This window comes from Streptomyces sp. NPDC018947 (assembly GCF_044390505.1).
GTDB lineage: Bacteria > Actinomycetota > Actinomycetes > Streptomycetales > Streptomycetaceae > Streptomyces.
Genome location: NZ_JBIRZD010000013.1, coordinates 37,596 through 63,349, shown reverse-complemented (window position 1 = coordinate 63,349; position 25,754 = coordinate 37,596). Strand labels below are relative to the sequence as shown.

Below are 25,754 nucleotides of genomic sequence, written 5' to 3'. Positions count from 1 at the left end.
GCCGTGGCCGGCACCCTGAAGCAAGTGACCGACGACTCCTTCGAGCAGGACGTCCTCAAGAGCGACAAGCCCGTCCTGGTGGACTTCTGGGCCGCCTGGTGCGGACCGTGCCGCCAGATCGCGCCGTCCCTCGAGGCGATCGCCGCCGAGTACGGCGACAAGATCGAGGTCGTCAAGCTGAACATCGACGAGAACCCGGGTACGGCCGCCAAGTACGGCGTCATGTCCATCCCGACGCTCAACGTCTACCAGCGTGGCGAGGTCGCCAAGACCATTGTCGGTGCCAAGCCCAAGGCCGCGATCGTCCGCGACCTCGAGGACTTCATCGCAGACTGACGTTTCACGTGAAACACGAAGGGCCGGCCCATTCGGGCCGGCCCTTCGTGCTGCGCTCGCGTGGGACGCCTGGCCTCACAGCGGCCGCAGCGCCGGTTCCTTCTGGACCGCCCCGAGCAGCCGGTCCAGGGCCATCTCCACGTCTTCCTTCCACGACAGCGTGGACCGCAACTCCAGCCTCAGCCGCGGGTGGGTGGGGTGGTGCCGGACCGTCTTGAAGCCCACGGCCAGCAGATGGTCCGCCGGCAACACACAGGCCGGCTCCTTCCAGCGGGCATCCCCGAAGGCCTCGATCGCCTTGAAGCCCCGCCGCAGCAGATCCTTGGCGACCGTCTGCACCATGACCCGCCCGAGTCCCTGACCCTGGTAGCCCGGCATCACGAACGCCGTCATCAACTGCACCGCATCGGAGGAGACGGGGCTGGTGGGAAACATCGCCGACCTCGGGACGTACGCGGGAGGGGCGTAGAGCACGAAGCCCACCGGTACGTCATCGACGTAGACCACGCGACCGCAGGATCCCCAGTCCAGCAGGACCGCGGAGATCCAGGCTTCCTTCTCCGTCTCGGCCGTCCCGGTGGTTACCGCGGCTTCGCCGCTGACAGGGTCCAGCTCCCAGAAGACACACGAGCGACAGCGCTGGGGAAGGTCCTGAAGGTTGTCCAGCGTGAGCGGTACGAGCCGACGCCCCATGAAGGCTGTTCCTCGCTTCCTTCGCCCGTCACGTCACGGGCGGCCGTCAAAGCACTCCGTTCCCTGAGCAGGCTGCCGATGAACCCGCCGACCGCGCCCAGCCCCAGTCCCGCGCTCACCAGCCCGATTCGGCTCATCGTTCGCATGGCCCCTGCCTGCCTCTCAGAGGTACTGCCGGGTGATCGCGCCGTATCAAACGCATCGTATCCACGATGGGATCGAGCTGACACCGACGCAAAGCAAAGGGCGGACCGTGTTCCGGAGAATTCCGGACACGGCCCGCCCATCGGCGACCAGAGTTCCTACGGGGCTCCGGCCGCTGAGATCAGGAGTCGGATTCGTCGGCCTCCCCGGCTACCAGGCCCTTCTGCAGCACCGGCCCCTCACCGGGAGCGAGGCTGCCGAGGATCCGCTCGAGGTCCTCCATGGAGGCGAACTCCACGGTGATCTTGCCCTTCTTCTGCCCCAGGTCGACCTTCACCCGAGTCTCGAAGCGGTCCGAGAGGCGGGTCGCCAGCTCGGACAGGGCCGGCGAGACCAGAGCACCGGCCCGCGGACCCTTGGCGCGCTGCGGCTTCTGCGGCCGCGATCCCATCAGGGTCACGATCTCCTCGACCGCCCGCACCGAGAGTCCCTCGGCCACGATCCGGTGAGCCAGCCGCTCCTGCTCCTCCGAGTCCTCCACCGAGAGCAGCGCTCGGGCATGTCCGGCGGAGAGCACCCCGGCGGCCACGCGGTTCTGCACCTTCGGGGAGAGCTTCAGCAGACGCAGCGTGTTGGACACCTGCGGGCGGGAACGACCGATGCGGTCCGCGAGCTGGTCGTGCGTGCAGTTGAAGTCCTTCAGAAGCTGGTCGTAGGCGAAGGCCTCTTCCAGCGGGTTCAACTGCGCCCGGTGCAGGTTCTCCAGCAGAGCGTCCAGGAGGAGCTGCTCGTCCTCCGTGGCCCGCACGATAGCCGGAATCGCCTCCAGCCCGGCCTCACGGCTGGCCCGCAGACGACGCTCGCCCATGATGAGCTCGTAGCGCCCGGGTCCCGTCTGCCGGACGACGACCGGCTGGAGAAGACCCACCTCCTTGATCGAGGTCACCAGCTCGGCGAGGGCGTCCTCGTCGAAGACCTTGCGAGGCTGCCGCGGGTTCGGCGTGATGGCGTCCAGGGGCACTTCCGCGAAGTGGGCCCCCAGCGGAGGGGCGGGCACGCCCGCAGCCGAGGCCTCGGTTTCACGTGAAACAGAGGACAGCGTGGCCACCTTCGCCGCTGCCACCCCCCGCTCGTTCGGCAGCCCGGCCACCGTCGAGGGGGATGCGGAGGCCGCATTCCCCAGGGCTGCCGAGGCCACCGACTTCTCGGTCGGGGCTGCGGGAATCAGTGCGCCGAGACCACGGCCCAACCCCCTTCGTCGCTCGCTCACTGGATCCCCTCCACCATGTTCGGATCATTCTGTGCGCCGGCGTGTGCCTGGGTCGGGTCGTAGTTGACCCCCACGCCCCTCAGCGCGATCTCGCGTGCCGCCTCCAGGTAGGAGAGCGCTCCGCTCGATCCTGGATCGTAGGTCAGCACCGTCTGCCCGTAGCTGGGGGCCTCCGAGATACGGACCGAGCGCGGGATGCTCGTCCGCAGGACCTCGTCACCGAAGTGGCTGCGCACTTCGTCCGCGACCTGCGACGCAAGCCGCGTCCGGCCGTCGTACATGGTGAGCAGGATCGTCGAGACATGGAGGGTGGGGTTGAGGTGCCCACGCACCAGATCCACGTTCCGAAGGAGCTGTCCCAGTCCCTCCAGGGCGTAGTACTCGCACTGGATCGGGATGAGCACCTCCTGGCCCGCGACGAGCGCGTTGACCGTCAGCAGACCGAGGGAGGGCGGGCAGTCGATGAGGATGTAGTCCAGTGGCTGCTCGTAGGCCTGGATCGCTCGCTCCAGCCGACTCTCCCGTGCCACCAGGGAGACCAGCTCGATCTCCGCACCGGCGAGATCGATGGTGGCCGGGGCGCAGAAGAGACCTTCGACGTCGGGCACCGGCTGGACGACCTCCGAGAGCGGCCGGCTCTCGACCAGGACGTCGTAGATGGAGGGGACCTCGGCGTGGTGGTCGATCCCCAGCGCGGTGGACGCGTTGCCCTGCGGGTCGAGGTCGACGACCAGGACGCGGGCCCCGTGCAGTGCCAGCGAGGCGGCGAGGTTGACGGTGGTCGTCGTCTTGCCGACCCCGCCCTTCTGGTTGGCGACCACGATCACGCGGGTCTGCTCGGGGCGTGGCAGCCCCTCTCCGGCGCGGCCCAGTGCCTCCACCGCCAGTTGGGCCGCTCGACCGATCGGAGTGTCGTCCATCGGAGGCGGTGTTTCACGTGAAACATCCGTCCCCATCGACTCGGTGCGGGGACCGGGGACCGGATCGGTCATCGGTCCCGCGATGTTGGTGTCGGACCGCAAGGATTCACTCTCCTCGACTTCAGGCTCGCAATGAACAGAGCCTCCCATGCCCCCGGGGTCGTGAACCAGTGAGGCCTGACCTTCTGTGGAGAAATCCACCTCTGTGGACAACTCCGCCCCTCGCAAGGGGGGCGAAGCACCGGGAGAGTCGGGTTCCTCCTCGAGGGAACCGAGCGGCCTCCGGTCGCGGGGTTCCGCCGCGGCGCGACCGCGACTGATGATGCCGTGCAACAGTGAGCGACGTTTCACGTGAAACACGATGCACAGCAGCCGAGGCCGGACCGCCGCGACACTCCGGCACTCGCGGAGGGGGAGGCTGGTGTGGAGTACGCCCGCCGTCAGGACGGGTCAGCTCTCCCGCACCTTCATCCGCGCCGCCTGCGCGCCCGCCCCGTCCGGGCCGCCTTGGCCCGCTTGGCCGCGAAACGCACACCGCCGGGGCTCTCCCCGACCTCCACCCGCACCACGGTGGACAGGGGATCCACGACGCCGTCCCCCACATGCAGGATCGACGTCTCCACCGCCCCCAGCTTGCTGAGCGCCGTAGCCGCCGCCTTCAGCTCCTCCTCGGCCGCGTCACCCTTGAGGGCGAGCATCTCGCCGTAGGGACGCAGCAGCGGGATGCCCCAGGTGGCCAGGCGGTCCAGCGGTGCCACGGCACGGGCCGTCACCACGTGCACGGGCGGAATCTTGCCCATGACCTCCTCGGCCCGGCCGCGCACCACCGTCACATGGTCCAGCCCCAGCAGCTCCACGACCTCGGTCAGGAAATTGGTGCGCCGCAGCAGCGGCTCCAGGAGCGTGATCTTCAGGTCCTCACGGACGAGCGCCAGCGGGATTCCGGGCAGGCCGGCCCCCGACCCCACGTCGCACACCGTCACCCCCTCGGGCACGACCTCCGAGAGCACCGCGCAGTTCAGCAGGTGCCGCTCCCACAGACGCGGGACCTCCCGGGGGCCGATCAGGCCACGCTGCACTCCCGCCTCGGCGAGCAGCTCGGCATAGCGGACCGCGTCCGCGTAGCGATCACCGAACACCTCACGTGCCTGCTCGGGCACAGGGGGAAGCTCCGCTGCCTCCGTCACGGGGGACCGTCCTTCCGTACCGCACCGGCGCAGCGGGCGCCGGTGCCAGAACCACCAGAACTATCAGGCTGACAAAAACTCGGCCCCGCCTGCGCAACAGACGGGGCCGGAGACGTGGGGACCGATCAGGCGGGAAGCACGACGACGAAGCGCTGCGGCTCCTCGCCCTCGGACTCACTGCGCAGTCCCGCGGCCTTGACCGCGTCGTGCACGACCTTGCGCTCGAAGGGAGTCATCGGGTCCAGCCGCACGGCCTCGCCGCTGCTCTTGGCCTCCGCCGCGGCCTTCGCCCCCAGTTCGGAGAGCTCGGCGCGCTTCCTGGCCCGGTAACCCGCGATGTCGAGCATCAGCCGGCTGCGGTCCCCGGTCTCCCGGTGCACGGCGAGGCGCGTGAGCTCCTGCAGAGCCTCCAGCACCTCACCGTCCCGGCCGACCAGCTTCTGCAGATCACGGCTGTTCGTGTCGCTGATGATCGAGACAGAGGCACGGTCGGCCTCGACGTCCATGTCGATGTCGCCGTCGAGGTCGGCGATGTCGAGCAGACCCTCCAGGTAGTCCGCCGCGATCTCGCCCTCCTGCTCCAGGCGAGTCAGGGTGTCTGCACCCTCGGCAGCGGCGGAGGTGGTGCCTTCCGTCACGGGATGGACTCCTTCTTACTTCTTCGACGGGGACTTGGGACGCTGCGGGCCCTTGCGCTGCCCGGACTGGGCCTTGCTGCGGCCACCGGCGCCGGGCTTCTGAGCCGGCTTCTTGGCAGCGGCGGACTGACCGCCCCGCTGGGCGTCCTCCGGCTCGTCGGACTTGGTCAGCGAGGTCTTCGGCTCCGACTCGCCGGCCGCCTTCGCGGAGTGCCGCTGGGACTTGCTCTGCCGCTTGGGCTGCTGCCGCTTCGGCGTGGTCGTGGCGACGGTCGCGCCGTCCTCGGCCTGCGCGGCGGCAGCGGCGTCGCTCTTGATCACGGTGCCGTCGGCCTGCGCCGCCAGACCCGCCTTGGACAGACCGTTGATGAACTTGCGCTCGAACTCGTTGCGGTCCCGGCCCTTGGCGACGATCGCCTTGACGATGGACTTCTCACCGCGGCCACGGGTCTTGCCGTGCAGGGTGACGCGCTTGTGCAGGCGCTCGAGGTACGCGGCCTGGGCCTTGGAACCCGGAGTCGGGTTGTTGTGGATGACGTACATCTGCTGGCCCATGGTCCACACGTTGGTGGTCAGCCAGTAGACGAGGACACCCACGGGGAAGTTCACACCGAAGACGGCGAACATGACGGGGAAGACGTACATCAGCATCTTCTGCTGCTGCATGAACGGCGTCTTCACCGTGGTGTCGACGTTCTTCGTCATGAGCTGGCGCTGCGTGAAGAACTGCGACGCCGACATCAGCACGATCATGATCGCGGTGACGATCCGGACGTCGGTCAGCGAGGCGTTGAGCGCGGCGACGTCGCTCTCGCTGCTGAAGAACTTCGACGCCAGCGGGGCCCCGAAGATGTGCGCCTTCTGCGCGCTCTCCAGCAGGCTCTGGTTGATCACGCCGATGGTGTCGCCCGAGGCGATGCCGTTGAGCACGTGGTACAGGGCGAAGAAGAACGGCGACTGCGCCAGGATGGGAAGGCACGAGGAGAGCGGGTTGGTGCCCGTCTCCTTGTACAGCTTCATCATCTCTTCGGACTGGCGCTGCTTGTCGTTCTTGTAGCGCTCCTGGATCTTCTTCATCTCCGGCTGGAGCGTCTGCATCGCACGCGTCGCCTTGATCTGCTTCACGAAGAGCGGGATCAGGCAGATGCGGATCAGAATCACCAGGGACACGATGGACAGGCCCCAGGCCCATCCGGTGTCAGGGCCGAAGATGGCGCCGTACACGCTGTGGAACTGGACGATGACCCAGGAGACAGGTGTCGTGATGAAGCTGAAGAGGCTGGCAATCGTGTCCACTAATCATGCTCCTTGGGCATGGGACTGGGTCTCTGCGGCCGGGCTCGAAGGACTGGACGGACTCGTGGGAGAAGTCCGTCCCTCGGTGGCCGGTTCGGCGGCGGAGGGCCCGCCCCTGCGTGCACGCCAGGCGTCACGCAGCATTTCGTGCCACCGCGGACGCTTGCGCGGCGGAACATGGTCCACCCCGCCCAGCGACCACGGGTTGCACCGCAGGATGCGCCAGGCGGTGAGTGCCGTGCCCTTGATGGCACCGTGCCGGTCGATGGCCGTGTAGCCGTAGTGGGAACACGACGGGTAGTACTTGCAGACCGGCCCGAGCAGCGGACTGATCGTCCACTGGTACAGCTTGATCAGAGCCAGCAGCGGGTACTTCATCGCGCGCCCCCTCCCAGTAGCCGCTTCAGGGCGGCGTCCAGGTCTTGGGCCAGCTGTGCATGGTCGGCGTCGCCCGCACCGGGCAGCGCTCGTACGACTACCAGGCTACCGGGGGGAAACAGGTCGATCCGGTCCCGCATCAGATGGCGAAGCCTGCGCTTCACCTTGTTGCGGACCACCGCACCGCCCACGGCCTTGCTCACGACGAAACCCGCACGTGTCGGGGGAGCGCTCTCCCCAGGCGCGTGCGGGTCCGTGGCACCGCTTCGAAGGTGGACGACGAGAGCCGGGCGGCCGGCCCGGCGGCCCCGTCGTACCGCGGTCGCGAATTCCTCGGGCCGCCTCAGCCGGTTCTCGGTGGGCAGCACGATGTCATGACCTGACCGGGATCAGGCGGACAGACGGGCGCGACCCTTGCTACGGCGGGACGCGAGGATCGCGCGGCCGGCACGGGTGCGCATACGCAGCCGGAAGCCGTGGGTCTTCGCGCGACGACGGTTGTTCGGCTGGAAGGTGCGCTTGCTCACTCGGGGGCTCCAGAAAGATTCGGGGTTGGCGGGGTGCCGTCCTGGCTGTCACCGTGCGCCCACGAGTAGCTCTCGTCACGCCCGAGTGCACCGCTTTTCGATCACCTTGGACGTGACCTGTGCCCATCGGAGGCAGGCGGCAGCAGCCATCGACAACTCGACCTGGTTACGGTACGTGGGACTGCGCCATTCGGTCAAACCAGAGGTCACCGAGGCACACTTGTCCACAGGCTGGGGACAACGACTTGAACCCTACCGGTCGCGCTGACTACCGTGACTGAACTCCGATTCGTTCCCTTATCCCTGTCCCGCCCGAGTTTCATCCCGACCCGTCCCCGAATCACACCTTCGAGGGACTCGTGAGAGAGCGTGCCCTGTGGCTGACGTACCTGCCGATCTTGCCGCAGTGTGGCCGCGAGTACTGGAACAGCTCCTCGGAGAGGGCCGCGGGCAGGGGGTCGAGTCCAAGGACGAGCACTGGATCCGCCGCTGCCAGCCCCTGGCCCTGGTCGCCGACACCGCCCTGCTCGCCGTACCGAACGAATTCGCGAAGGGCGTTCTGGAAGGCCGCCTCGCCCCCGTCGTCAGCGAGACGCTGAGCCGGGAGTGCGGGCGCCCGATCCGGATCGCGATCACCGTCGACGACACCGCGGGCGAACCCCCCGCTCCGGCGGCACCGCCCGCCCGGCCGCAGCCGCGCTACGAGGAGCCCGAGCTTCCGTCTCCCGGCCAGGGCGCGGGCCCGGGCGGCCAGGGGGCCCAGGGCCGCGACGACTACGACGGCTACGGCCGCCGCCGTTCCGACCAGCTCCCCACCGCCCGCCCCGCCTACCCGCAGGAGTACCAGCGCCCCGAGCCGGGCTCCTGGCCACGGCCGGCCCAGCAGGACGACTACGGCTGGCAGCAGCAGCGGCTCGGCTTCCCCGAGCGCGACCCGTACGCGTCCGCGCAGCAGGACTCCTACGGCCCGCCGTCGCAGGACGGCTACTCCCAGGACCCCTACCCCAAGGACTCCTACGCCCAGGAGCCGTACCCCCAGGACGCCTACCCGCAGGACCGCCGCACGCAGCCGCCGGAGCGCCCGTCGTACGACGCCCAGCGCGGCGAGTACGACCAGCCCCGCGGCGACTACGACCAGCGCGGTGCCCGGCGGGACCTGCCCGAGCCGCCCTCCGGCTCCGGCCACGTCCACCGCGGCGGCCCCGTGGGTCCCGGCCCCGCCACCGGCGCGCCCGGCCCGCTGGCCGCGCAGCCCGCGCCGGCGACCGGCCCCGGCGAGCCCACCGCACGGCTGAACCCGAAGTACCTCTTCGACACCTTCGTCATCGGCGCCTCCAACCGCTTCGCCCACGCGGCGGCCGTCGCCGTCGCCGAGGCACCCGCGAAGGCGTACAACCCCCTGTTCATCTACGGGGAGTCGGGACTCGGCAAGACCCATCTGCTGCACGCGATCGGGCACTACGCCCGCAGCCTCTACCCCGGCACGCGCGTGCGGTACGTGAGCTCGGAGGAGTTCACCAACGAGTTCATCAACTCCATCCGCGACGGCAAGGGCGACAGCTTCCGCAAGCGCTACCGCGAGATGGACATCCTGCTCGTCGACGACATCCAGTTCCTGGCGGACAAGGAGTCGACGCAGGAGGAGTTCTTCCACACCTTCAACACTCTCCACAACGCCAACAAGCAGATCGTGCTCTCCTCCGACCGGCCGCCCAAGCAACTGGTCACCCTGGAGGACCGGCTGCGGAACCGGTTCGAGTGGGGCCTGATCACCGACGTCCAGCCGCCCGAGCTGGAGACGCGCATCGCGATCCTGCGCAAGAAGGCGGTGCAGGAGCAGCTCAACGCCCCGCCGGAGGTGCTGGAGTTCATCGCCTCCCGCATCTCGCGCAACATCCGCGAGCTGGAGGGCGCGCTGATCCGCGTGACCGCGTTCGCCTCGCTCAACCGGCAGCCGGTCGACCTGGGCCTGACGGAGATCGTCCTCAAGGACCTGATCCCCGGCGGCGAGGACTCGGCACCGGAGATCACGTCCACGGCCATCATGGGCGCGACCGCGGACTACTTCGGCCTCACGGTCGAGGACCTGTGCGGCACCTCGCGCGGGCGCGCGCTGGTGACGGCCCGCCAGATCGCCATGTACCTCTGCCGCGAGCTGACGGACCTCTCCCTGCCGAAGATCGGCGCGCTGTTCGGCGGCCGCGACCACACCACGGTCATGCACGCCGACCGCAAGATCCGCAACCTGATGGCCGAGCGACGCTCCATCTACAACCAGGTGACCGAGCTGACCAACCGCATCAAGAACGGCTGACCGGCCGCCGGCACGGGCCGCGACGCGCTCTGGAGGCGCCCCTGGAGGGATCCGGGGGCGCTTTTCCGTGCCCTCGGGCCGGTGCGGTGACTCCGCCGTGCCCGGACGCTCACCGGATCCCTGCCTGTGCGCTCCCGGATCCCCGCCCGCGCAGCCCCGGATCCCCGCCCGAGCGCCCCCGATCCTCCCCGGCGGTCCCCCGGCCCGCTTCCGTCCCGGCCGTCGCTGTTCGAATACCGGCCGGGTTACGGCTGCCCTCCACAGATTCGGTGACTTTCTGCCCTCCACAGCTTGGGGACCGCGAAGTTGTCCCGATCTTGTCCACAGGCTGGGATGGTGAGGAATGATCAGGGCAGGTCAGCCCCTTGGGGATTCGTGGACAAAAGATTTCCACAGGCTGTGGACGGAACCTGGGTCCACAGCCTGTGCATCACGTTGTCCACGGGCAACCCACAGGCTGAGGCGTCTTGTCCCCAGCGATCACCGGCTTCTCCACACCCCTGTCCACTGTTCGGCAACCCGACGCGACCCCTCACCGCGTCGAGTGAAAGGCGTCACACCGAGGTGCCGGGTTGGGCTGTGGGAAACGTGGGTAAAGCTGGGGACGGCGTTGGGGAGAAGTCGCCCCTGCCTGTGCACGGCGTGTGCAGAACTTTCCGTTCTCCACAGAGACGCCCGGTTGTCCACCGGCCGCGCCCACAGGCCCCGTGGACAAAATTTCCGCTCTGACCTGCGCAAACGCGGTTATCCACGGTATCCACAGGCCCTACTACTACTCCCGACCAGAGAGAGTGCGGAATTCGTTTCGAAGCGGGTCCTGTGCACAACTCGGTCTCTCGAGCCCGACCGCCCCTCGTCGGGACTTGACCCCGAACGGCACCTACTGTCAGTGCGGTGCGTCAGACTGGTCCCCGGTGTTCTGCCCCTCATCGGGGACGACGACACCGGGTCAGACGACGAAGGCGAAGCAGGGCGAGAAGCGCCGGCAACAGCAGGAGGCGGCAACAGTGAAGATCCGGGTGGAACGCGACGTACTCGCGGAGGCAGTGGCCTGGGCGGCACGCAGCCTCCCGGCCCGTCCGCCGGCGCCGGTCCTCGCGGGCCTGCTGCTGAAGGCCGAGGAGGGGCAGCTCAGCCTGTCCAGCTTCGACTACGAGGTCTCCGCGCGGGTGTCGGTGGAGGCCGAGGTCGAGGAGGAGGGCACGGTCCTCGTCTCGGGCCGGCTGCTCGCCGACATCTCCCGCGCCCTCCCCAACCGGCCGGTGGAGATCTCCACAGACGGTGTACGGGCGACGGTGGTCTGCGGCACCTCGCGGTTCACCCTCCACACCCTGCCTGTGGAGGAGTACCCGGCGCTGCCGCAGATGCCGGAGGCCACGGGCACCGTCCCCGGCGAGGTCTTCGCCGCCGCCGTGCAGCAGGTGGCGATCGCCGCGGGCCGTGACGACACGCTGCCCGTGCTCACCGGTGTGCGCATCGAGATCGAGGGCGACTCGGTCACCCTGGCCTCCACCGACCGCTACCGCTTCGCGGTCCGCGAGTTCCTGTGGAAGCCGGAGAACCCGGAGGTCTCCGCGGTCGCCCTGGTGCCCGCCAAGACGCTCCAGGACACCGCCAAGGCGCTGACCAGCGGCGACCAGGTGATCCTGGCGCTGTCCGGCTCCGGTGCCGGCGAGGGCCTGATCGGTTTCGAGGGCGCGGGCCGCCGCACCACGACCCGGCTGCTGGAGGGCGACCTCCCGAAGTACAAGACGCTCTTCCCGACGGAGTTCAACAGCGTCGCCGTGATCGAGACCGCCCCCTTCGTGGAGGCCGTCAAGCGTGTGGCCCTGGTCGCCGAGCGCAACACCCCGGTGCGGCTCAGCTTCGAGCAGGGCGTGCTCATCCTGGAGGCCGGCTCCAGCGACGACGCACAGGCTGTGGAAAGGGTCGACGCCCAGCTCGAGGGCGACGACATCTCGATCGCCTTCAACCCGACCTTCCTGCTGGACGGCCTGAGCGCGATCGACTCGCCGGTGGCCCAGCTCTCCTTCACGACGTCCACGAAGCCGGCGCTGCTCAGCGGCAAGCCCGCGCTGGACGCCGAGGCGGACGAGGCGTACAAGTACCTGATCATGCCGGTGCGGCTGAGCGGCTGAGGCCGTCCGGTCGTCCACAGGGTGAGGACGAAGACCCAGGTGGGGGCGTACGCCTGAGCGCGTATGCCCACAGCTGTGCACGAGGGGCCGGGTTTAGGGTCGTACGCGGGTACGAAAGTGCCGCGGCACGCATCCGCCGGGTGCGGGCGTGCCGCCACGACACCTCGCAGACCTAAGGAACGCAACTGATGGAGCTCGGTCTCGTCGGCCTCGGCAAGATGGGCGGCAACATGCGCGAGCGCATCCGCCGCGCAGGCCACACCGTCATCGGATACGACCGCAACCCGGACCTCGCCGATGTCCACAGCCTGGAAGAGCTTGTGGGCAAGCTGAAGGGCCCGCGCGTGGTCTGGGTGATGGTCCCGGCGGGTGCGGCGACCCAGTCGACCATCGACGAGCTGTCCACCCTGCTGGAGCCCGGCGACGTCGTCGTGGACGGCGGCAACTCCCGCTGGACGGACGACGAGAAGCACGCCGAGGAGCTGGCCGCCAAGGGCATCGGCTTCGTCGACTGCGGCGTCTCCGGCGGTGTGTGGGGCCTGGAGAACGGCTACGCGCTGATGTACGGCGGCGACGCGGAGAACGTCGCCAGGGTGCAGCCGGTCTTCGACGCGCTCAAGCCGGAGGGCGACTTCGGCGCCGTGCACGCCGGCAAGGTGGGCGCGGGCCACTTCGCGAAGATGGTCCACAACGGCATCGAGTACGCCATGATGCAGGCCTACGCCGAGGGCTGGGAGCTGCTGGAGAAGGTCGACTCGGTGGAGAACGTCCGCGAGGTCTTCCGCTCCTGGCAGGAGGGCACGGTCATCCGCTCCTGGCTGCTGGACCTGGCGGTCAACGCCCTCGACGAGGACGAGCACCTGGACGGGCTCCGGGGTTACGCACAGGACTCCGGTGAGGGACGCTGGACGGTGGAGGCCGCGATCGACAACGCGGTGCCGCTGCCCGCGATCACCGCGTCGCTGTTCGCCCGGTTCGCGTCCCGGCAGGACGACTCGCCGCAGATGAAGATGATCGCCGCGCTGCGCAACCAGTTCGGCGGGCACGCGGTCGAGAAGAAGTAAGCAACACCCGAAGGTTGGGGAGGTCGGCGAACGACCATGCACGTCACGCATCTGTCGCTGGCCGACTTCCGTTCGTACGCCCGGGCCGAGGTGCCCCTGGACCCGGGCGTCACCGCCTTCGTCGGCCCGAACGGCCAGGGCAAGACCAATCTGGTCGAGGCGGTCGGCTATCTCGCCACCCTCGGCAGCCACCGCGTCTCCTCCGACGCCCCCCTGGTGCGCATGGGCGCCGAGCGCGCGGTGATCCGGGCGCAGGTGCGGCAGGGCGAGCGGCAGCAGCTCATCGAGCTGGAACTGAACCCGGGCCGGGCCAACCGCGCCCGCATCAACAGGTCCTCGCAGGTCAGACCGCGTGACGTGCTCGGCATCGTGCGCTCGGTGCTGTTCGCCCCGGAGGACCTGGCGCTGGTCAAGGGCGACCCCGGTGAGCGGCGCCGTTTCCTGGACGAGCTGATCACGGCCCGGTCCCCGCGCATGGCGGGGGTGCGCTCCGACTACGACCGGGTCCTCAAGCAGCGCAACACCCTGCTGAAGTCGGCGGCGCTCGCCCGCCGGCACGGCGGCCGCACGATGGACCTGTCCACGCTCGACGTGTGGGACCAGCACCTCGCGCGCGCGGGCGCCGAGCTGCTGGCGCAGCGCCTGGACCTGATCGCCGCGGTGCAGCCGCTGGCCGACAAGGCGTACGAGCAGCTCGCCCCCGGCGGCGGTCCCCTCGCCCTGGAGTACAAGCCGTCGGCGCCGGGCGAGGCGCACACGCGCGAGGACCTGTACGAGCAGCTCATGACCGCGCTGGGCGAGGCGCGCAAGCAGGAGATCGAGCGGGGCGTCACGCTGGTGGGTCCCCACCGGGACGATCTGCTGCTCAAGCTCGGTCAGTTGCCCGCCAAGGGGTACGCGTCCCACGGCGAGTCCTGGTCCTACGCGCTGGCGTTGCGTCTGGCGTCGTTCGACCTGCTGCGGGCGGAGGGCAACGAACCGGTGCTGGTGCTCGACGACGTCTTCGCGGAGCTGGACGCGCGGCGCCGGGAGCGGCTGGCCGAGCTGGTGGCGCCCGGCGAGCAGGTGCTGGTGACCGCCGCGGTGGACGACGACGTGCCGCACGTCCTGGCGGGCGCGCGGTACGTGGTGGCGGACGGGACGGTGGAACGCGTATGACCGCGGACGGGCCGGTGTCGGGAAGCTCCCCGGAGCAGGGCGGAAGCGGCAGGACCCCCGAGCCGTCCGGCGTCGATCTCGCGCGGGTGGCGCTGCGGGCGGCGCGGGAGGCGGCACGCGCGCGTGGGGACGCCGCGCAGCAGAAGAAGCAGGCGCGGCGCGGCGGTCTGCGCTCCGGTGCGCGGGCCGACGGCCGCGACCCGATGGCGCTGGGCCCGGCGATCAACCGGCTGATCACCGAGCGCGGCTGGGAGACGCCGGCCGCGGTGGGCGGGGTGATGGGCCGCTGGCCGCAGATCGTGGGCGAGGACGTGGCCAAGCATTGCGTTCCGGAGCGGTACGACGAGGACGAGCGGGTGCTGGTGGTCCGCTGCGACTCCACGGCGTGGGCGACGAACCTGCGGCTGCTCGCGCCGACGCTGGTGGCCCGGCTCAACGAGGATCTCGGGCACGGCGCGGTGCGGCTGATCAAGGTGCACGGTCCCGGCGGCGCGGGCGGGGCCGGACGGCGCTACGGACCCCTGCGAGCGCCCGGCAGCAAGGGGCCCGGGGACACCTACGGGTGACCCTCGCGGCCGCGCTGCGGGTTGGTGAGGTACATCACACGGCCCGGCGGCGACGGGGTGCGCGGGCCCGTGGATCTTGCCCGGTCACGACCCCGCACAGGGTGGCGAATCCCGTCCTGACTCCCAAGTAGCCAAGGGTTGACGCGCGGAAGCGCTGAGTGCCGTTGTGAGCCCCCTGAGGCCCCCCTCCGTATATCGGGAGTAGGACGAGCCTCGTTGAGGGCGGCACATGCGAACTCAGGCACCGGCAAACCCCCATCAGTGTCAGTGCTACCGGTAGAATGGAAGCCAATCCCGCCCCGAACGTGGGGACGTCCGGGACAAGCTGAGCAACGCTGATCAAGGCTTACCAACGCAACATGCCGCAGCCGCTCCGGCAACCTCCCCCAGAGGGGACCCCCAGGAGCCCGGCTCGTGCTGTGCCAGAAAGGGCGCTTCGTGGCCGATTCCGGCAACCCCAACGAGAACAACCCGTCCACCGACACCGGCGTGAACGACGCGGTGAGCACCTCGCACGGCGAGGCTTCCGCCTCGTACGACGCCAGTGCCATCACCGTCCTCGAGGGTCTGGACGCGGTCCGCAAGCGACCCGGTATGTACATCGGCTCGACCGGTGAGCGCGGCCTGCACCACCTGGTGCAGGAGGTCGTGGACAACTCCGTCGACGAGGCGCTGGCCGGTCACGCGGACACCATCGACGTGACGATCCTCGCCGACGGCGGTGTCCGGGTCGTCGACAACGGCCGCGGCATCCCGGTGGGCATCGTCCCGTCCGAGGGCAAGCCCGCCGTCGAGGTCGTGCTGACCGTGCTGCACGCGGGCGGCAAGTTCGGCGGCGGCGGTTACGCGGTCTCCGGTGGTCTGCACGGCGTGGGTGTCTCCGTCGTCAACGCCCTCTCCACGAAGGTCGCCGTCGAGGTCAAGACCGACGGGTACCGCTGGACGCAGGACTACAAGCTGGGTGTCCCCACGGCACCGCTCGCCCGGCACGAGGCCACCGAGGAGACCGGCACGTCGGTCACCTTCTGGGCCGACGGCGACATCTTCGAGACCACGGACTACTCCTTCGAGACGCTTTCCCGGCGCTTCCAGGAGATGGCCTTCCTCAACAAGGGCCTGAAGATCAACCTCACCGACGAGCGCGAGTCGGCGAAGGCCACCGCCGGCGCGGACGAGGCGGGCGAGGACGAGAAGCACGAGGTCAAGAGCGTCTCGTACCACTACGAGGGCGGCATCGTCGACTTCGTGAAGTACCTCAACTCCCGCAAGGGAGAGCTGGTGCACCCCACCGTGATCGACCTGGAGGCGGAGGACAAGGACAAGAACCTGTCCCTCGAGGTCGCGATGCAGTGGAACGGCGGCTACACGGAGGGCGTGTACTCCTTCGCCAACATCATCCACACGCACGAGGGCGGTACCCACGAGGAGGGCTTCCGCGCGGCGCTCACCTCGCTGATCAACAAGTACGCGCGCGACAAGAAGCTGCTGCGGGACAAGGACGACAACCTCACGGGTGACGACATCCGCGAGGGTCTGACCGCGATCATCTCGGTGAAGCTGAGCGAGCCGCAGTTCGAGGGCCAGACCAAGACCAAGCTGGGCAACACCGAGGTCAAGACCTTCGTGCAGAAGGTCGTCTACGAGCACCTGACCGACTGGCTCGACCGCAATCCGAACGAGGCCGCGGACATCATCCGCAAGGGCATCCAGGCGGCCACCGCGCGCGTGGCGGCCCGCAAGGCCCGTGACCTGACCCGCCGCAAGGGCCTGCTGGAGACGGCGTCCCTGCCGGGCAAGCTGTCGGACTGCCAGTCCAACGACCCGACCAAGTGCGAGATCTTCATCGTCGAGGGCGACTCCGCCGGCGGCTCGGCCAAGTCCGGCCGCAACCCGCAGTACCAGGCGATCCTCCCGATCCGCGGCAAGATCCTCAACGTCGAGAAGGCGCGCATCGACCGGATCCTGCAGAACCAGGAGATCCAGGCGATGATCTCCGCGTTCGGCACGGGCGTGCACGAGGACTTCGACATCGAGAAGCTCCGCTATCACAAGATCATCCTGATGGCGGACGCCGACGTCGACGGCCAGCACATCAACACCCTGCTGCTGACCTTCCTGTTCCGCTTCATGCGGCCGCTGGTCGAGGCCGGCCACGTGTACCTGTCCCGCCCGCCGCTCTACAAGATCAAGTGGGGCCGGGACGACTTCGAGTACGCGTACTCCGACCGCGAGCGCGACGCGCTGATCGAGATGGGCCGCCAGGCCGGCAAGCGCATCCGCGAGGACTCCGTGCAGCGCTTCAAGGGTCTCGGCGAGATGAACGCCGAGGAGCTGCGCGTCACGACCATGGACCAGGAGCACCGCGTGCTCGGCCAGGTCACGCTCGACGACGCCGCCCAGGCCGACGACCTGTTCTCGGTGCTGATGGGCGAGGACGTCGAGGCCCGGCGCCAGTTCATCCAGCGCAACGCCAAGGACGTCCGCTTCCTCGACATCTGAGTCGGTCTCAGCTGACCGCACCAGGAAGGACCTTCACCAGCAATGACCGACGAGAACACTCCTGTGACGACGCCCGAGGGTGACGCCCTGGCGATGCGCGTCGAGCCCGTCGGGCTCGAGACGGAGATGCAGCGCTCGTACCTCGACTACGCGATGTCCGTCATCGTCTCGCGTGCGCTGCCCGACGTCCGCGACGGCCTCAAGCCCGTGCACCGGCGCGTGCTGTACGCCATGTACGACGGCGGCTACCGGCCCGAGCGCGGCTTCTACAAGTGCGCCCGCGTCGTCGGCGACGTCATGGGCAACTACCACCCGCACGGCGACTCCTCCATCTACGACGCCCTGGTGCGCCTCGCCCAGCCCTGGTCGATGCGCATGCCGCTCGTCGACTCCAACGGCAACTTCGGCTCCCCGGGCAACGACCCGGCGGCGGCCATGCGGTACACCGAGTGCAAGATGGCGCCGCTGTCGATGGAGATGGTCCGCGACATCGACGAGGAGACCGTCGACTTCACGGACAACTACGACGGCCGCTCGCAGGAGCCGACCGTCCTGCCCGCCCGGTTCCCGAACCTGCTGATCAACGGCTCGGCCGGCATCGCCGTCGGCATGGCGACCAACATCCCGCCGCACAACCTGCGCGAGGTCGCCGCCGGCGCCCAGTGGTACCTGGAGAACTACGAGGCCTCGCACGAGGAGCTGCTCGACGCGCTCATCGAGCGGATCAAGGGCCCCGACTTCCCGACCGGCGCCCTGGTGGTGGGCCGCAAGGGCATCGAGGAGGCCTACCGCACCGGGCGCGGCTCGATCACCATGCGCGCGGTCGTCGAGGTCGAGGAGATCCAGAACCGCCAGTGCCTGGTGGTCACGGAGCTGCCCTACCAGGTCAACCCGGACAACCTCGCGCAGAAGATCGCCGACCTGGTGAAGGACGGCAAGATCGGCGGCATCGCCGACGTCCGCGACGAGACGTCCTCGCGCACCGGCCAGCGCCTGGTCATCGTGCTGAAGCGGGACGCGGTCGCCAAGGTCGTCCTGAACAACCTCTACAAGCACACCGACCTGCAGACCAACTTCGGCGCCAACATGCTGGCCCTGGTCGACGGCGTGCCGCGCACCCTCTCCCTGGACGCGTTCATCCGCCACTGGGTGAACCACCAGATCGAGGTCATCGTCCGGCGCACGAAGTTCCGTCTGCGCAAGGCGGAGGAGCGCGCCCACATCCTGCGCGGTCTGCTCAAGGCCCTGGACGCCATCGACGAGGTCATCGCCCTGATCCGGCGCAGCGAGACCGTCGAGATCGCCCGCGGCGGTCTGATGGACCTCCTGGAGATCGACGAGATCCAGGCCAACGCCATCCTCGAGATGCAGCTCCGCCGACTGGCGGCCCTGGAGCGGCAGAAGATCGTCCAGGAGCACGACGAGCTCCAGGCGAAGATCACCGAATACAACGAGATCCTCTCCTCGCCGGTGCGCCAGCGCGGGATCGTCAGCGCGGAGCTCGCGGCGCTCGTCGAGAAGTACGGCGACGACCGCAAGACCAAGCTGATCCCGTACGAGGGCGACATGTCCATCGAGGACCTGATCGCCGAAGAGGACATCGTCGTCACGGTCACCCGCGGCGGCTACATCAAGCGCACCAAGACGGACGACTACCGCGCCCAGAAGCGCGGCGGCAAGGGCGTGCGCGGCACGAAGCTCAAGGAAGACGACATCGTCAACCACTTCTTCGTGTCCACCACCCACCACTGGCTGCTGTTCTTCACCAACAAGGGCCGTGTCTACCGCGCGAAGGCCTACGAGCTGCCCGACGCCGGCCGGGACGCCCGCGGCCAGCACGTGGCGAACCTGCTGGCCTTCCAGCCGGACGAGTCCATCGCCGAGATCCTCGCGATCCGCGACTACGAGGCGGCGCCCTACCTGGTCCTGGCCACCAAGGCGGGCCTGGTGAAGAAGACGTCTCTGAAGGATTACGACTCTCCGCGCTCGGGCGGCGTCATCGCCATCAACCTGCGTGAGCAGGAGGACGGTTCCGACGACGAACTGATCGGTGCCGAACTCGTCTCCGCCGACGACGATCTGCTGCTGATCAGCAAGAAGGCTCAGTCGATCAGGTTCACCGCCTCGGACGACACACTGCGTCCGATGGGCCGCGCAACCTCCGGCGTCAAGGGCATGAGCTTCCGCGAGGGCGACGAACTGCTCTCGATGAATGTTGTTCGAGCCGGTACGTTCGTGTTCACTGCCACTGACGGCGGGTACGCGAAGCGCACCTCCGTCGACGAGTACCGCGTCCAGGGCCGCGGCGGCCTCGGTATCAAGGCCGCCAAGATCGTCGAGGACCGCGGGACACTCGTGGGCGCGCTGGTGGTCGAGGAGAACGACGAGATCCTCGCCATCACACTCTCGGGCGGTGTGATTCGCACGCGAGTCAACGGAGTCAGGGAGACCGGCCGTGACACCATGGGCGTCCAACTGATCAATCTGGGCAAGCGGGATGCCGTCGTGGGCATCGCGCGCAACGCCGAGGCGGGACGCGAGGCGGAGGAAGTCGACGGCGACGTCGTCGACGAGACCGCCGAGGGTGCCGCGACCACCGGCACGGACGAGGGTGAGGCGCCCTCGGCCGAGTAGCACGAGGAGAGAGTCATCGTGAGCGGAGCCACGGGCGCCGGATCGGCCGGTACCTCCAGGGGTACGGAGACGGACGGCGGCGGCCGTGGCTCCGCCGCGCGTGCGACGGATTCGCATACGACTCAACTGCGCAAGATCGACGACGGCGGGAGTGGCTCGCGTACGTCGGAGACTCATGGATCCCAGGGGGGAACTGTGACGGACACCCGAGGCCCGCAGACCCGGCAGTCGGCCTCGCCGCTGCCCGGAGAACGGCAGCCCCAGCAGCCCGGCGGGCCGTACCACCCGCCGCAGGCCTACCAGACCCAGGGCGGCAACGCGTCCGCCGCCCGGCGTCCGCGCACCGGCGCGCGCACCACCCCCCGCGTCCGCAAGGCGCGCCTGCGGGTGTCCAAGGCCGACCCGTGGTCGGTGATGAAGGTCAGCTTCCTGCTGTCCATCGCGCTCGGCATCTGCACGATCGTCGCCTCCGCCGTGCTGTGGATGGTCATGGACGCCATGGGCGTCTTCTCGACGGTCGGCGGCACGATCTCCGAGGCCACCGGCTCGAACGAGTCCAACGGCTTCGACCTGCAGTCGTTCCTGTCGCTGCCCAACGTGCTGATGTTCACGACGATCATCGCGGTCATCGACGTCGTCCTGGCGACGGCCCTGGCGACCCTGGGCGCGTTCATCTACAACCTCTCCGCCGGCTTCGTCGGCGGCGTCGAGCTGACGCTCGCCGAGGACGAGTGACCTGCGCGGGCGGTCCCACGACAACCGATTTTGGGACTGCCCGCCTCGTGCGCTAATCTTCAGGAGTCAGCGCGCGGGACACACACCGCAAAGCGCGGCGGGGCTATAGCTCAGTTGGTTAGAGCGCATCCCTGATAAGGATGAGGCCACAGGTTCAAATCCTGTTAGCCCCACCAGCGAGAAGACCCCCAGTCCACACGGACTGGGGGTCTTCTGCGTGTGCGGACCCGGGTGGGCTCTGGTACAGGGCAGTGGCTGAGGCATGGGGAGGGGAACGGCCGGCGCGCCGGACTGGACGTGGTCTGTGGAGGGGGCGGGTCGGCCGGGAGCGCTGGGCGGAGCGCTGCGACGGGGCTTCGCCGCCGGGAGGGCCTGTGGAGGGATACGGCCGTCGGTGCGTGGTGGGCTGAGGTGCCACGCGGTGCGCACGAGGGCCTGGCGTGGGCGAGCCGGTGTGTCGGGTGGGTGCGCACCCCGCTTGGGCGAGCCGGTGGTCCCGGGAGCGGACGTGGAGGCGGTGCGGGGCCTCGGTGCTGTGTGGGGGTGGGCGCACGGCGACGGCCCGGTGCTCTGTCGAGCGGCCGGGCCGTTTCTCGCGTGCGGTGCTGTACGCAATACGCCGTTACGTCTGGGTCGGGCGGGAGGGCGCGGTGCGCCGGGGCGCTCAGCGCTGGAGCGGGACGCTGTGCTGCTCGGCCGGCGACTCGGCGGTGTCGCACAGGGAGGCGGGGGTCGGGAGGGTCGAGGGGGCGGACGCGGCGTCCGTGCGCGGACGGTGGCGGCACGTGGGGGCCTTGCCGTGGGCCTCGGCCCGGATGCGCTGCTTCATCGTGGGGGGCAGTGATCCCGTACGGGACCAGGACCAGGGAGTCGCCGCCGCCGGTGCCGCCGACTTGGGCGCGGTCTCCGTGTTGCTGTGGGACTCGCTCTGCGGTACGGCGGCCGCGGCGGCCGTGGTGACGAGTCCGAGCGCCGTGAACAGCGCGAGGAAGGCGGTGACGATGGCGGTCCACAGCGTCATGACCTTGTTCCTGGCCATGGCCCCTCACTTTCGGGTTGGGCGATTTGCGTACTTTCCTCATGATGTGTATGAGCGCCGCGAAGTGGTGGACCGACGCCCGTGGCGCGGCGATGTTCAGATCAACACCACTCGGATGGCCGCAAGAGGGTGGAAAAGCTGCCAATCCGGGAGGAGGACGGGCAAAGGTCACCGTCCGTGGGGGTGTGATCACCCTCCGATCGGAAAGGTTTCGTTCATACCTACTGCGTTCCGCCGATGGGCAGTTGACGGCCGACTCAGGTCACCGATCGGTATCGACCGGTGTGTATAGTCGGGCGCCAGAGGTCCCCTACGTCAAGGAAAGACGAGGTCGCGCGGTGAAGAAGCTTCTCCTGGTCGCACTGGCCGCCATCGGCGGGCTCCTCGTGTACCGCCAGATCCAGGCGGATCGCGCCGAGCAGGATCTGTGGACGGAGGCGACTGACTCCGTGCCCACGGGTTCGTGAGTACGACCGACAACCGGTCCTGAGCAGACCCCGGCCGTCAGTACGGTCGGGGTTTTGTGTTGCCCGGACGGGGCGCGCAGAACGCCGCGGGCGCGGCAGGATGGGCCGCGGTCCGTGGGGCGGCGAGCGCGAGGGGTGGCGGCTGATGGCGCGGTGGTGTACGGCTCGACGGCGTCGTGCCGGGGCGGGGGACGGCCGTCCGTCCGTACCGGTGCGGCTGGCCGCGGTGAGCGCGGTGCTGGGCGTCACCGCCGCCCTGCCGGGCGGGGCGGCCCTGGCGGCCGGTACGCAGGGCGGCTACACCTTCGCCGAGGACGCCCGGCGGATCGACGGCGCGAGCGGCACCGCGGGCGCGGCACTCCTGGAACCCGGCACGGCGTACCGCGGCACCCTGCCGCGGAACGGCACGGTGCACTACCGCCTCGAACTCGACGCGGCCTCGGACGCGTACGTCTCCGTCACCGCCGTCCCCCGCGCCGGCGACGAGGTCACCGCGGCCGACGGGATCCGGATGTCCGTACGGGACGCCGACGGCGCCTCCTGCTCCCTGGACAGCGCGACCTTCGGCGCCGCCCGCAGCCCCCGCCCGGTCACGGCGTGGGGCGTGCGGGAGATCTCCTCCGGCGGGACACGGTGCCAGGAGGCGGGGACCTACTACGTCACCGTGGAGAGGTCCCGGCCGCAGGACTCCCCGCCGGGCGCCTGGGACCTGGAGCTCACCGCCGCCACCGAGCCCCCGCCGGCCCGGACCGGCGCCACGAGGGCCCCGGAGACGTGGGACTCCGCATCGCCCGAGCCCCTCGTGGGCGAGCCCGAACGCCGCGCGGGCGGCAGCGGCTTCGCCCGGGCCGTCCCCGTCGGGCAGGGAGCCTGGCGCGACGACATCCGGCCCGGCCAGACCCTCTTCTACAAGGTGCCCGTCGACTGGGGCCGGCAGGTGCACGCGACCGCCGAACTCGACGGCACCGACGGCGGTTCCGGCTACGCGACCGCCGCCCTGCGCCTGGCCCTGCACAACCCCGTGCGCGGCGAGGTCGTCGACGCGGCCAGGGGCTACACCGGCCGCCCGGCCACGGCGAGCCTCGCTCCCGTGCCTCCCGTGGCGTACGCCAACCGGTACGCCACGGGCGACCAGGTCGCCGGGATGAGGTTCGCCGGCGACTACTACCTCGTCGTGCATCTCGCGGAGCAGGTGGCCGAGGACTTCGGGCAGGGGCCCTTCGCGCTGACGCTGCGTGTGCGGCTGGAGGGAACGGCGGAGGGCGGCCCCGAGTACCGGGGGGAGCCCGTACCCGACGGCGTCTTCGCGGTGTCGGCCACGGACCGGTGGGCCGCGCCGCAGGGCGATGCGGACGGGAGGGGCGGCGACTCGGCCATGACGGCGCTGGCGGTGGGCGGGATCGGCACCGGCACCGCGCTGCTGGCGGGGCTCGGCGTGTGGACGGCGGTGGCACGGCGGCGGGCCGTGTGACGCGCCGTTGCCGTGCTCCCGGCCTCAGATGCGGGTCAGCGCCCAGAAACCCACGGCGTAGCAGGCCAGCGCGAGGAGCAGCACCGGGATCGTCACCCCGGCGGGCGGGCCCGGACGACGGCGTCGGTGCTGGGGGTGCGCCGGGACGGGCGGGGGAGCCGGCGCGGCCTGGGCGGTGTACGCGGCGGTGGCCACGTCGGCGGGCCGCGACGGCCGCGGGGCCCGGTCGGGGAAGGGTGCCGCACGTGGGGGGCGGTGCCCGGGGGCCGGGAACTCGGGGGTCCGCGGGTGAGCCGGTGCGTGGACGTACGGCTGGGGGCTCGCGGGCGTGGGGGCGAAGGCCGCGGAGGGCCGCGGGGGCGGCAGGGGGAAGCTTCCGGTGTCCGACATGCCGGAGGGCCGCGGCGGTTCGGGCACCGGCCCCTCCGGACGGTCCTCGGGGTGTCGGGGCGAAGCGTCCGGGTGCGGAGCACCCACCATGGGCGGGGCCGAGCCGTCCGGGGCGGGCGGAGCACCCACCGGCGGCGGGGGTGAGGCGTCCGGATGCGGCGGCGCGGCCACCGCGGCCGGGGACGAACCGTCCGGGGTCCGCGGAGCACCTACCTGGGCCGGAGCGTCCGGGATCGGCGGAGCGCCCGCCGGGGCCGGGGGCGAACCGGTCGGGTCCGACGGCGGGCCGACCGGGGCCGGTGGTGTTCCTGGGCGTGTCGGTCCGGACGGCCGCCGTGGGTCCGTGGTGGCGTCGCTCACTCCCGACGCCCGTTTCAGCGGCCCGTCCGGTCCGAACCCCGAAGGCAGCGGCCCCACTTGGTCGAAGATCTCGATGATCTCGTCGTCGGGCCCCGGCTCCGGCAGCAGCTCCACCGCCGCGGCCAGCGCCTTGCGCGCCCCCGTGGCCGTACGGAACCTCGCCGCGGGATCCGGCTGGAGCAGCGTCGCGAGAACCTGCCACAACGGCTCGGGGATCCCTCGCGGAGCGGGCGGCGTCCCGTGCTCGGCGAAGTACCGCACGAGCGCCTTGGCATCGGGTCTGGCCCCTTCCAGCAGATACAGGGCGACCAGTCCCACGGCGAACAGGTCGGCGGGGAAGTCCGGTTCCGCGCCCATCATCTGCTCGGGCGCGAGGTAACCGGGCGTCCCCACGACCAGGTTGGTCTCCGTCAGCCGGGGCTCGCCCAGCCGCATGGCGATGCCGAAGTCGGACAGCCGCAGCCGGGGCCGTCCCGTGCCGGTGGCCTCGAGCAGCACGTTGGCCGGCTTCACGTCGCGGTGGACGACGTCCTCCGCGTGCACGGCCGCCAGTCCCGCGAGGAGCTGGTCCAGCAGGACGCAGACGAATCCGGGCGGCAGGGGACCGTAGTCCCCGACCAGGTGGACGAGGGAGCCGCCCGTGACCAGGTCCATCGTGAACAGGACCTGGTCGTCGTCGGCGGCCCAGCTCGCCGGCGCGAGCACATGCGGATGGTCGATCCGCAGCGCCTGTTCACGTACGAAACGCAGCAGGGAGTGGGCGTCCCTCTGCTGGAGCACCTTGGCGGCCACGTAGCGCCGGCGGCGGTGGTCCCAGGCACGCCAGACGGCACCCACCCCTCCACGGCCGATCGGATCGACCAGCTCGTACCGGCCGGCGAAGACCTCACCCATGGCTGTGTGCCGCTCCTCCCCCTCGCGCCACTCCCCGTGGTCCGGCCGTCGAGCCCGTTCGGCGGCCGGACCGCGCGGGTCAGTTCTGGTGGGACTGGTAGTGCGCGACCGCGTCGGAGGTGCGGCCCGCGCCGTACACCCGCAGGAACTCCGCCAGCTCCGGGTGGGACGGGGAGAGGGAGTCGGCGGCCTCGATTATGTCGCCGGCGGCCGCCACCGAGCGCAGCAGCGACTGGATCTCGCGGACCACCCGCTTGACCGTCGGCGCCCCCGAAGTGCTCGTCGTCTGCGTGGTGTTGCTGAGCACCGAGCCCCCCTGCGACCTCTTGATCTCGTCCATGCGCTCGGTCGCCTCGGCCGCGCTCACACTGCCGTCCGCCACCTGCCCCGCCAGCTCCTGCAGCAACTGCACCCGCTGCACCACCGCCGGGTTGCCGATCTTCGCCCGCTGGCCGCTCATGAGCTGCGACAGCATCGGCGCGGACAGTCCCAGCACCCCCGCGAGACGAGCCTGGTTGAGGCCAAGATCGTCGATGAGCCTACGGAAGAGCGCCCCCAGCGGCTCCCCGTACCAGTTCCGCTGCAGTTCCCGCGCTCTCGCGGTGGCTTCCTGCTGTGCGGCGTCCATTGCGTCTC

The 25,754-nt window shown here is 70.0% G+C and carries 23 protein-coding genes and 1 tRNA gene; 12 read left to right on the top strand and 12 right to left on the bottom strand.

The features are described 5' to 3' along the window. The first annotated feature begins 3 nt into the window (after window positions 1-3). Window positions 4-336, top strand: a complete 333-nt coding sequence (gene trxA, locus ACH499_RS23930) for a thioredoxin (protein ID WP_356198954.1) — start codon at window positions 4-6, stop codon at window positions 334-336. A 75-nt stretch (window positions 337-411) separates the two neighbouring features. On the opposite strand, the gene ACH499_RS23925 is transcribed toward trxA, so the two are convergent. The 9 genes from ACH499_RS23925 to rpmH form a co-directional block, all read right to left on the bottom strand. Continuing rightward, complete coding sequence (locus ACH499_RS23925; protein ID WP_356198952.1) at window positions 412-1,029, bottom strand: GNAT family N-acetyltransferase; 618 nt, start codon at window positions 1,027-1,029, stop codon at window positions 412-414. 325 nt (window positions 1,030-1,354) lie between these two features. Continuing rightward, complete coding sequence (locus tag ACH499_RS23920) at window positions 1,355-2,443, bottom strand: ParB/RepB/Spo0J family partition protein (protein ID WP_399018218.1); 1,089 nt, start codon at window positions 2,441-2,443, stop codon at window positions 1,355-1,357. Next, window positions 2,440-3,513: a ParA family protein gene (locus ACH499_RS23915; protein ID WP_399018217.1), complete on the bottom strand. Its 1,074-nt coding sequence runs from the start codon at window positions 3,511-3,513 to the stop codon at window positions 2,440-2,442. Before ACH499_RS23915 ends, ACH499_RS23920 begins: the two co-directional genes overlap by 4 nt. Window positions 3,514-3,830: 317 nt before the next feature. Further along, entirely contained in the window at window positions 3,831-4,550 is a 720-nt protein-coding gene (rsmG, locus tag ACH499_RS23910; RefSeq protein ID WP_356198947.1) for a 16S rRNA (guanine(527)-N(7))-methyltransferase RsmG, read from the bottom strand. 125 nt (window positions 4,551-4,675) lie between these two features. Continuing rightward, a complete protein-coding gene (locus tag ACH499_RS23905) occupies window positions 4,676-5,188 on the bottom strand; it encodes a R3H domain-containing nucleic acid-binding protein (protein WP_356198945.1) in 513 nt (170 codons plus the stop codon). 15 nt (window positions 5,189-5,203) lie between these two features. After that, window positions 5,204-6,484: a membrane protein insertase YidC gene (gene yidC / locus ACH499_RS23900; RefSeq protein WP_399018214.1), complete on the bottom strand. Its 1,281-nt coding sequence runs from the start codon at window positions 6,482-6,484 to the stop codon at window positions 5,204-5,206. Window positions 6,485-6,487: 3 nt separating this feature from the next. Further along, the gene (gene yidD, locus ACH499_RS23895; protein ID WP_356198942.1) at window positions 6,488-6,862 is read right to left on the bottom strand and encodes a membrane protein insertion efficiency factor YidD; all 375 of its coding nucleotides are present in this window, start codon (window positions 6,860-6,862) and stop codon (window positions 6,488-6,490) included. Further along, window positions 6,859-7,230: a ribonuclease P protein component gene (gene rnpA, locus ACH499_RS23890; RefSeq protein ID WP_356198940.1), complete on the bottom strand. Its 372-nt coding sequence runs from the start codon at window positions 7,228-7,230 to the stop codon at window positions 6,859-6,861. Before rnpA ends, yidD begins: the two co-directional genes overlap by 4 nt. A 21-nt stretch (window positions 7,231-7,251) precedes the next feature. After that, window positions 7,252-7,389 (bottom strand): 50S ribosomal protein L34, encoded by a 138-nt coding sequence (rpmH, locus tag ACH499_RS23885; protein ID WP_003956500.1) that lies wholly within the window; start codon window positions 7,387-7,389, stop codon window positions 7,252-7,254. Window positions 7,390-7,765: 376 nt separating this feature from the next. On the opposite strand from rpmH, the gene dnaA reads away from it, so the two are divergent. From dnaA to ACH499_RS23840, 9 genes are all read left to right on the top strand, one after another. Further along, the gene (dnaA, locus tag ACH499_RS23880) at window positions 7,766-9,703 is read left to right on the top strand and encodes a chromosomal replication initiator protein DnaA (protein WP_399018211.1); all 1,938 of its coding nucleotides are present in this window, start codon (window positions 7,766-7,768) and stop codon (window positions 9,701-9,703) included. A 1,007-nt stretch (window positions 9,704-10,710) separates the two neighbouring features. After that, entirely contained in the window at window positions 10,711-11,841 is a 1,131-nt protein-coding gene (dnaN, locus tag ACH499_RS23875) for a DNA polymerase III subunit beta (RefSeq protein WP_356198936.1), read from the top strand. Window positions 11,842-12,029: 188 nt separating this feature from the next. After that, the gene (gene gnd / locus ACH499_RS23870) at window positions 12,030-12,905 is read left to right on the top strand and encodes a phosphogluconate dehydrogenase (NAD(+)-dependent, decarboxylating) (protein WP_399018210.1); all 876 of its coding nucleotides are present in this window, start codon (window positions 12,030-12,032) and stop codon (window positions 12,903-12,905) included. A gap of 36 nt (window positions 12,906-12,941) precedes the next feature. Then, window positions 12,942-14,063 (top strand): DNA replication/repair protein RecF, encoded by a 1,122-nt coding sequence (recF, locus tag ACH499_RS23865; RefSeq protein ID WP_399018209.1) that lies wholly within the window; start codon window positions 12,942-12,944, stop codon window positions 14,061-14,063. After that, window positions 14,060-14,629: a DUF721 domain-containing protein gene (locus tag ACH499_RS23860; protein ID WP_356198930.1), complete on the top strand. Its 570-nt coding sequence runs from the start codon at window positions 14,060-14,062 to the stop codon at window positions 14,627-14,629. The genes recF and ACH499_RS23860 overlap by 4 nt, the downstream gene beginning before the upstream one ends. Window positions 14,630-15,067: 438 nt before the next feature. Next, the gene (gene gyrB / locus ACH499_RS23855) at window positions 15,068-17,128 is read left to right on the top strand and encodes a DNA topoisomerase (ATP-hydrolyzing) subunit B (RefSeq protein ID WP_356199192.1); all 2,061 of its coding nucleotides are present in this window, start codon (window positions 15,068-15,070) and stop codon (window positions 17,126-17,128) included. Window positions 17,129-17,170: 42 nt separating this feature from the next. Continuing rightward, a complete protein-coding gene (gene gyrA, locus ACH499_RS23850; protein WP_399018207.1) occupies window positions 17,171-19,762 on the top strand; it encodes a DNA gyrase subunit A in 2,592 nt (863 codons plus the stop codon). Window positions 19,763-19,780: 18 nt separating this feature from the next. Then, on the top strand, window positions 19,781-20,497 hold the full coding sequence (locus ACH499_RS23845) for a DUF3566 domain-containing protein (RefSeq protein ID WP_399018205.1): 717 nt from the start codon (window positions 19,781-19,783) through the stop codon (window positions 20,495-20,497). A 99-nt stretch (window positions 20,498-20,596) separates the two neighbouring features. Beyond that, window positions 20,597-20,673 (top strand) — tRNA-Ile (locus ACH499_RS23840). 488 nt (window positions 20,674-21,161) lie between these two features. Here the strand turns inward: ACH499_RS23840 and ACH499_RS23835 are convergent. Continuing rightward, window positions 21,162-21,536: a DUF6344 domain-containing protein gene (locus ACH499_RS23835; RefSeq protein ID WP_399018203.1), complete on the bottom strand. Its 375-nt coding sequence runs from the start codon at window positions 21,534-21,536 to the stop codon at window positions 21,162-21,164. A 338-nt stretch (window positions 21,537-21,874) separates the two neighbouring features. Here ACH499_RS23835 and ACH499_RS23830 point away from each other — a divergent pair, with 338 nt between their 5' ends. Together ACH499_RS23830 and ACH499_RS23825 are read left to right on the top strand one after the other, a co-directional pair. Continuing rightward, window positions 21,875-22,003 carry a DLW-39 family protein gene (locus ACH499_RS23830; protein WP_003999697.1) on the top strand — a complete coding sequence of 43 codons (129 nt, stop codon included), beginning with the start codon at window positions 21,875-21,877 and terminating at the stop codon, window positions 22,001-22,003. Between the two features lie 145 nt (window positions 22,004-22,148). Next, window positions 22,149-23,474, top strand: coding sequence for a hypothetical protein (locus ACH499_RS23825; RefSeq protein ID WP_399018397.1), 1,326 nt, complete (start codon window positions 22,149-22,151; stop codon window positions 23,472-23,474). 24 nt (window positions 23,475-23,498) lie between these two features. Here ACH499_RS23825 and ACH499_RS23820 read toward each other — a convergent pair whose 3' ends face one another. Together ACH499_RS23820 and ACH499_RS23815 are read right to left on the bottom strand one after the other, a co-directional pair. Then, window positions 23,499-25,118: a protein kinase gene (locus ACH499_RS23820; RefSeq protein WP_399018201.1), complete on the bottom strand. Its 1,620-nt coding sequence runs from the start codon at window positions 25,116-25,118 to the stop codon at window positions 23,499-23,501. A 79-nt stretch (window positions 25,119-25,197) separates the two neighbouring features. Continuing rightward, window positions 25,198-25,746, bottom strand: coding sequence for a DNA-binding protein (locus ACH499_RS23815; protein WP_356198923.1), 549 nt, complete (start codon window positions 25,744-25,746; stop codon window positions 25,198-25,200). Window positions 25,747-25,754 lie beyond the last annotated feature (8 nt).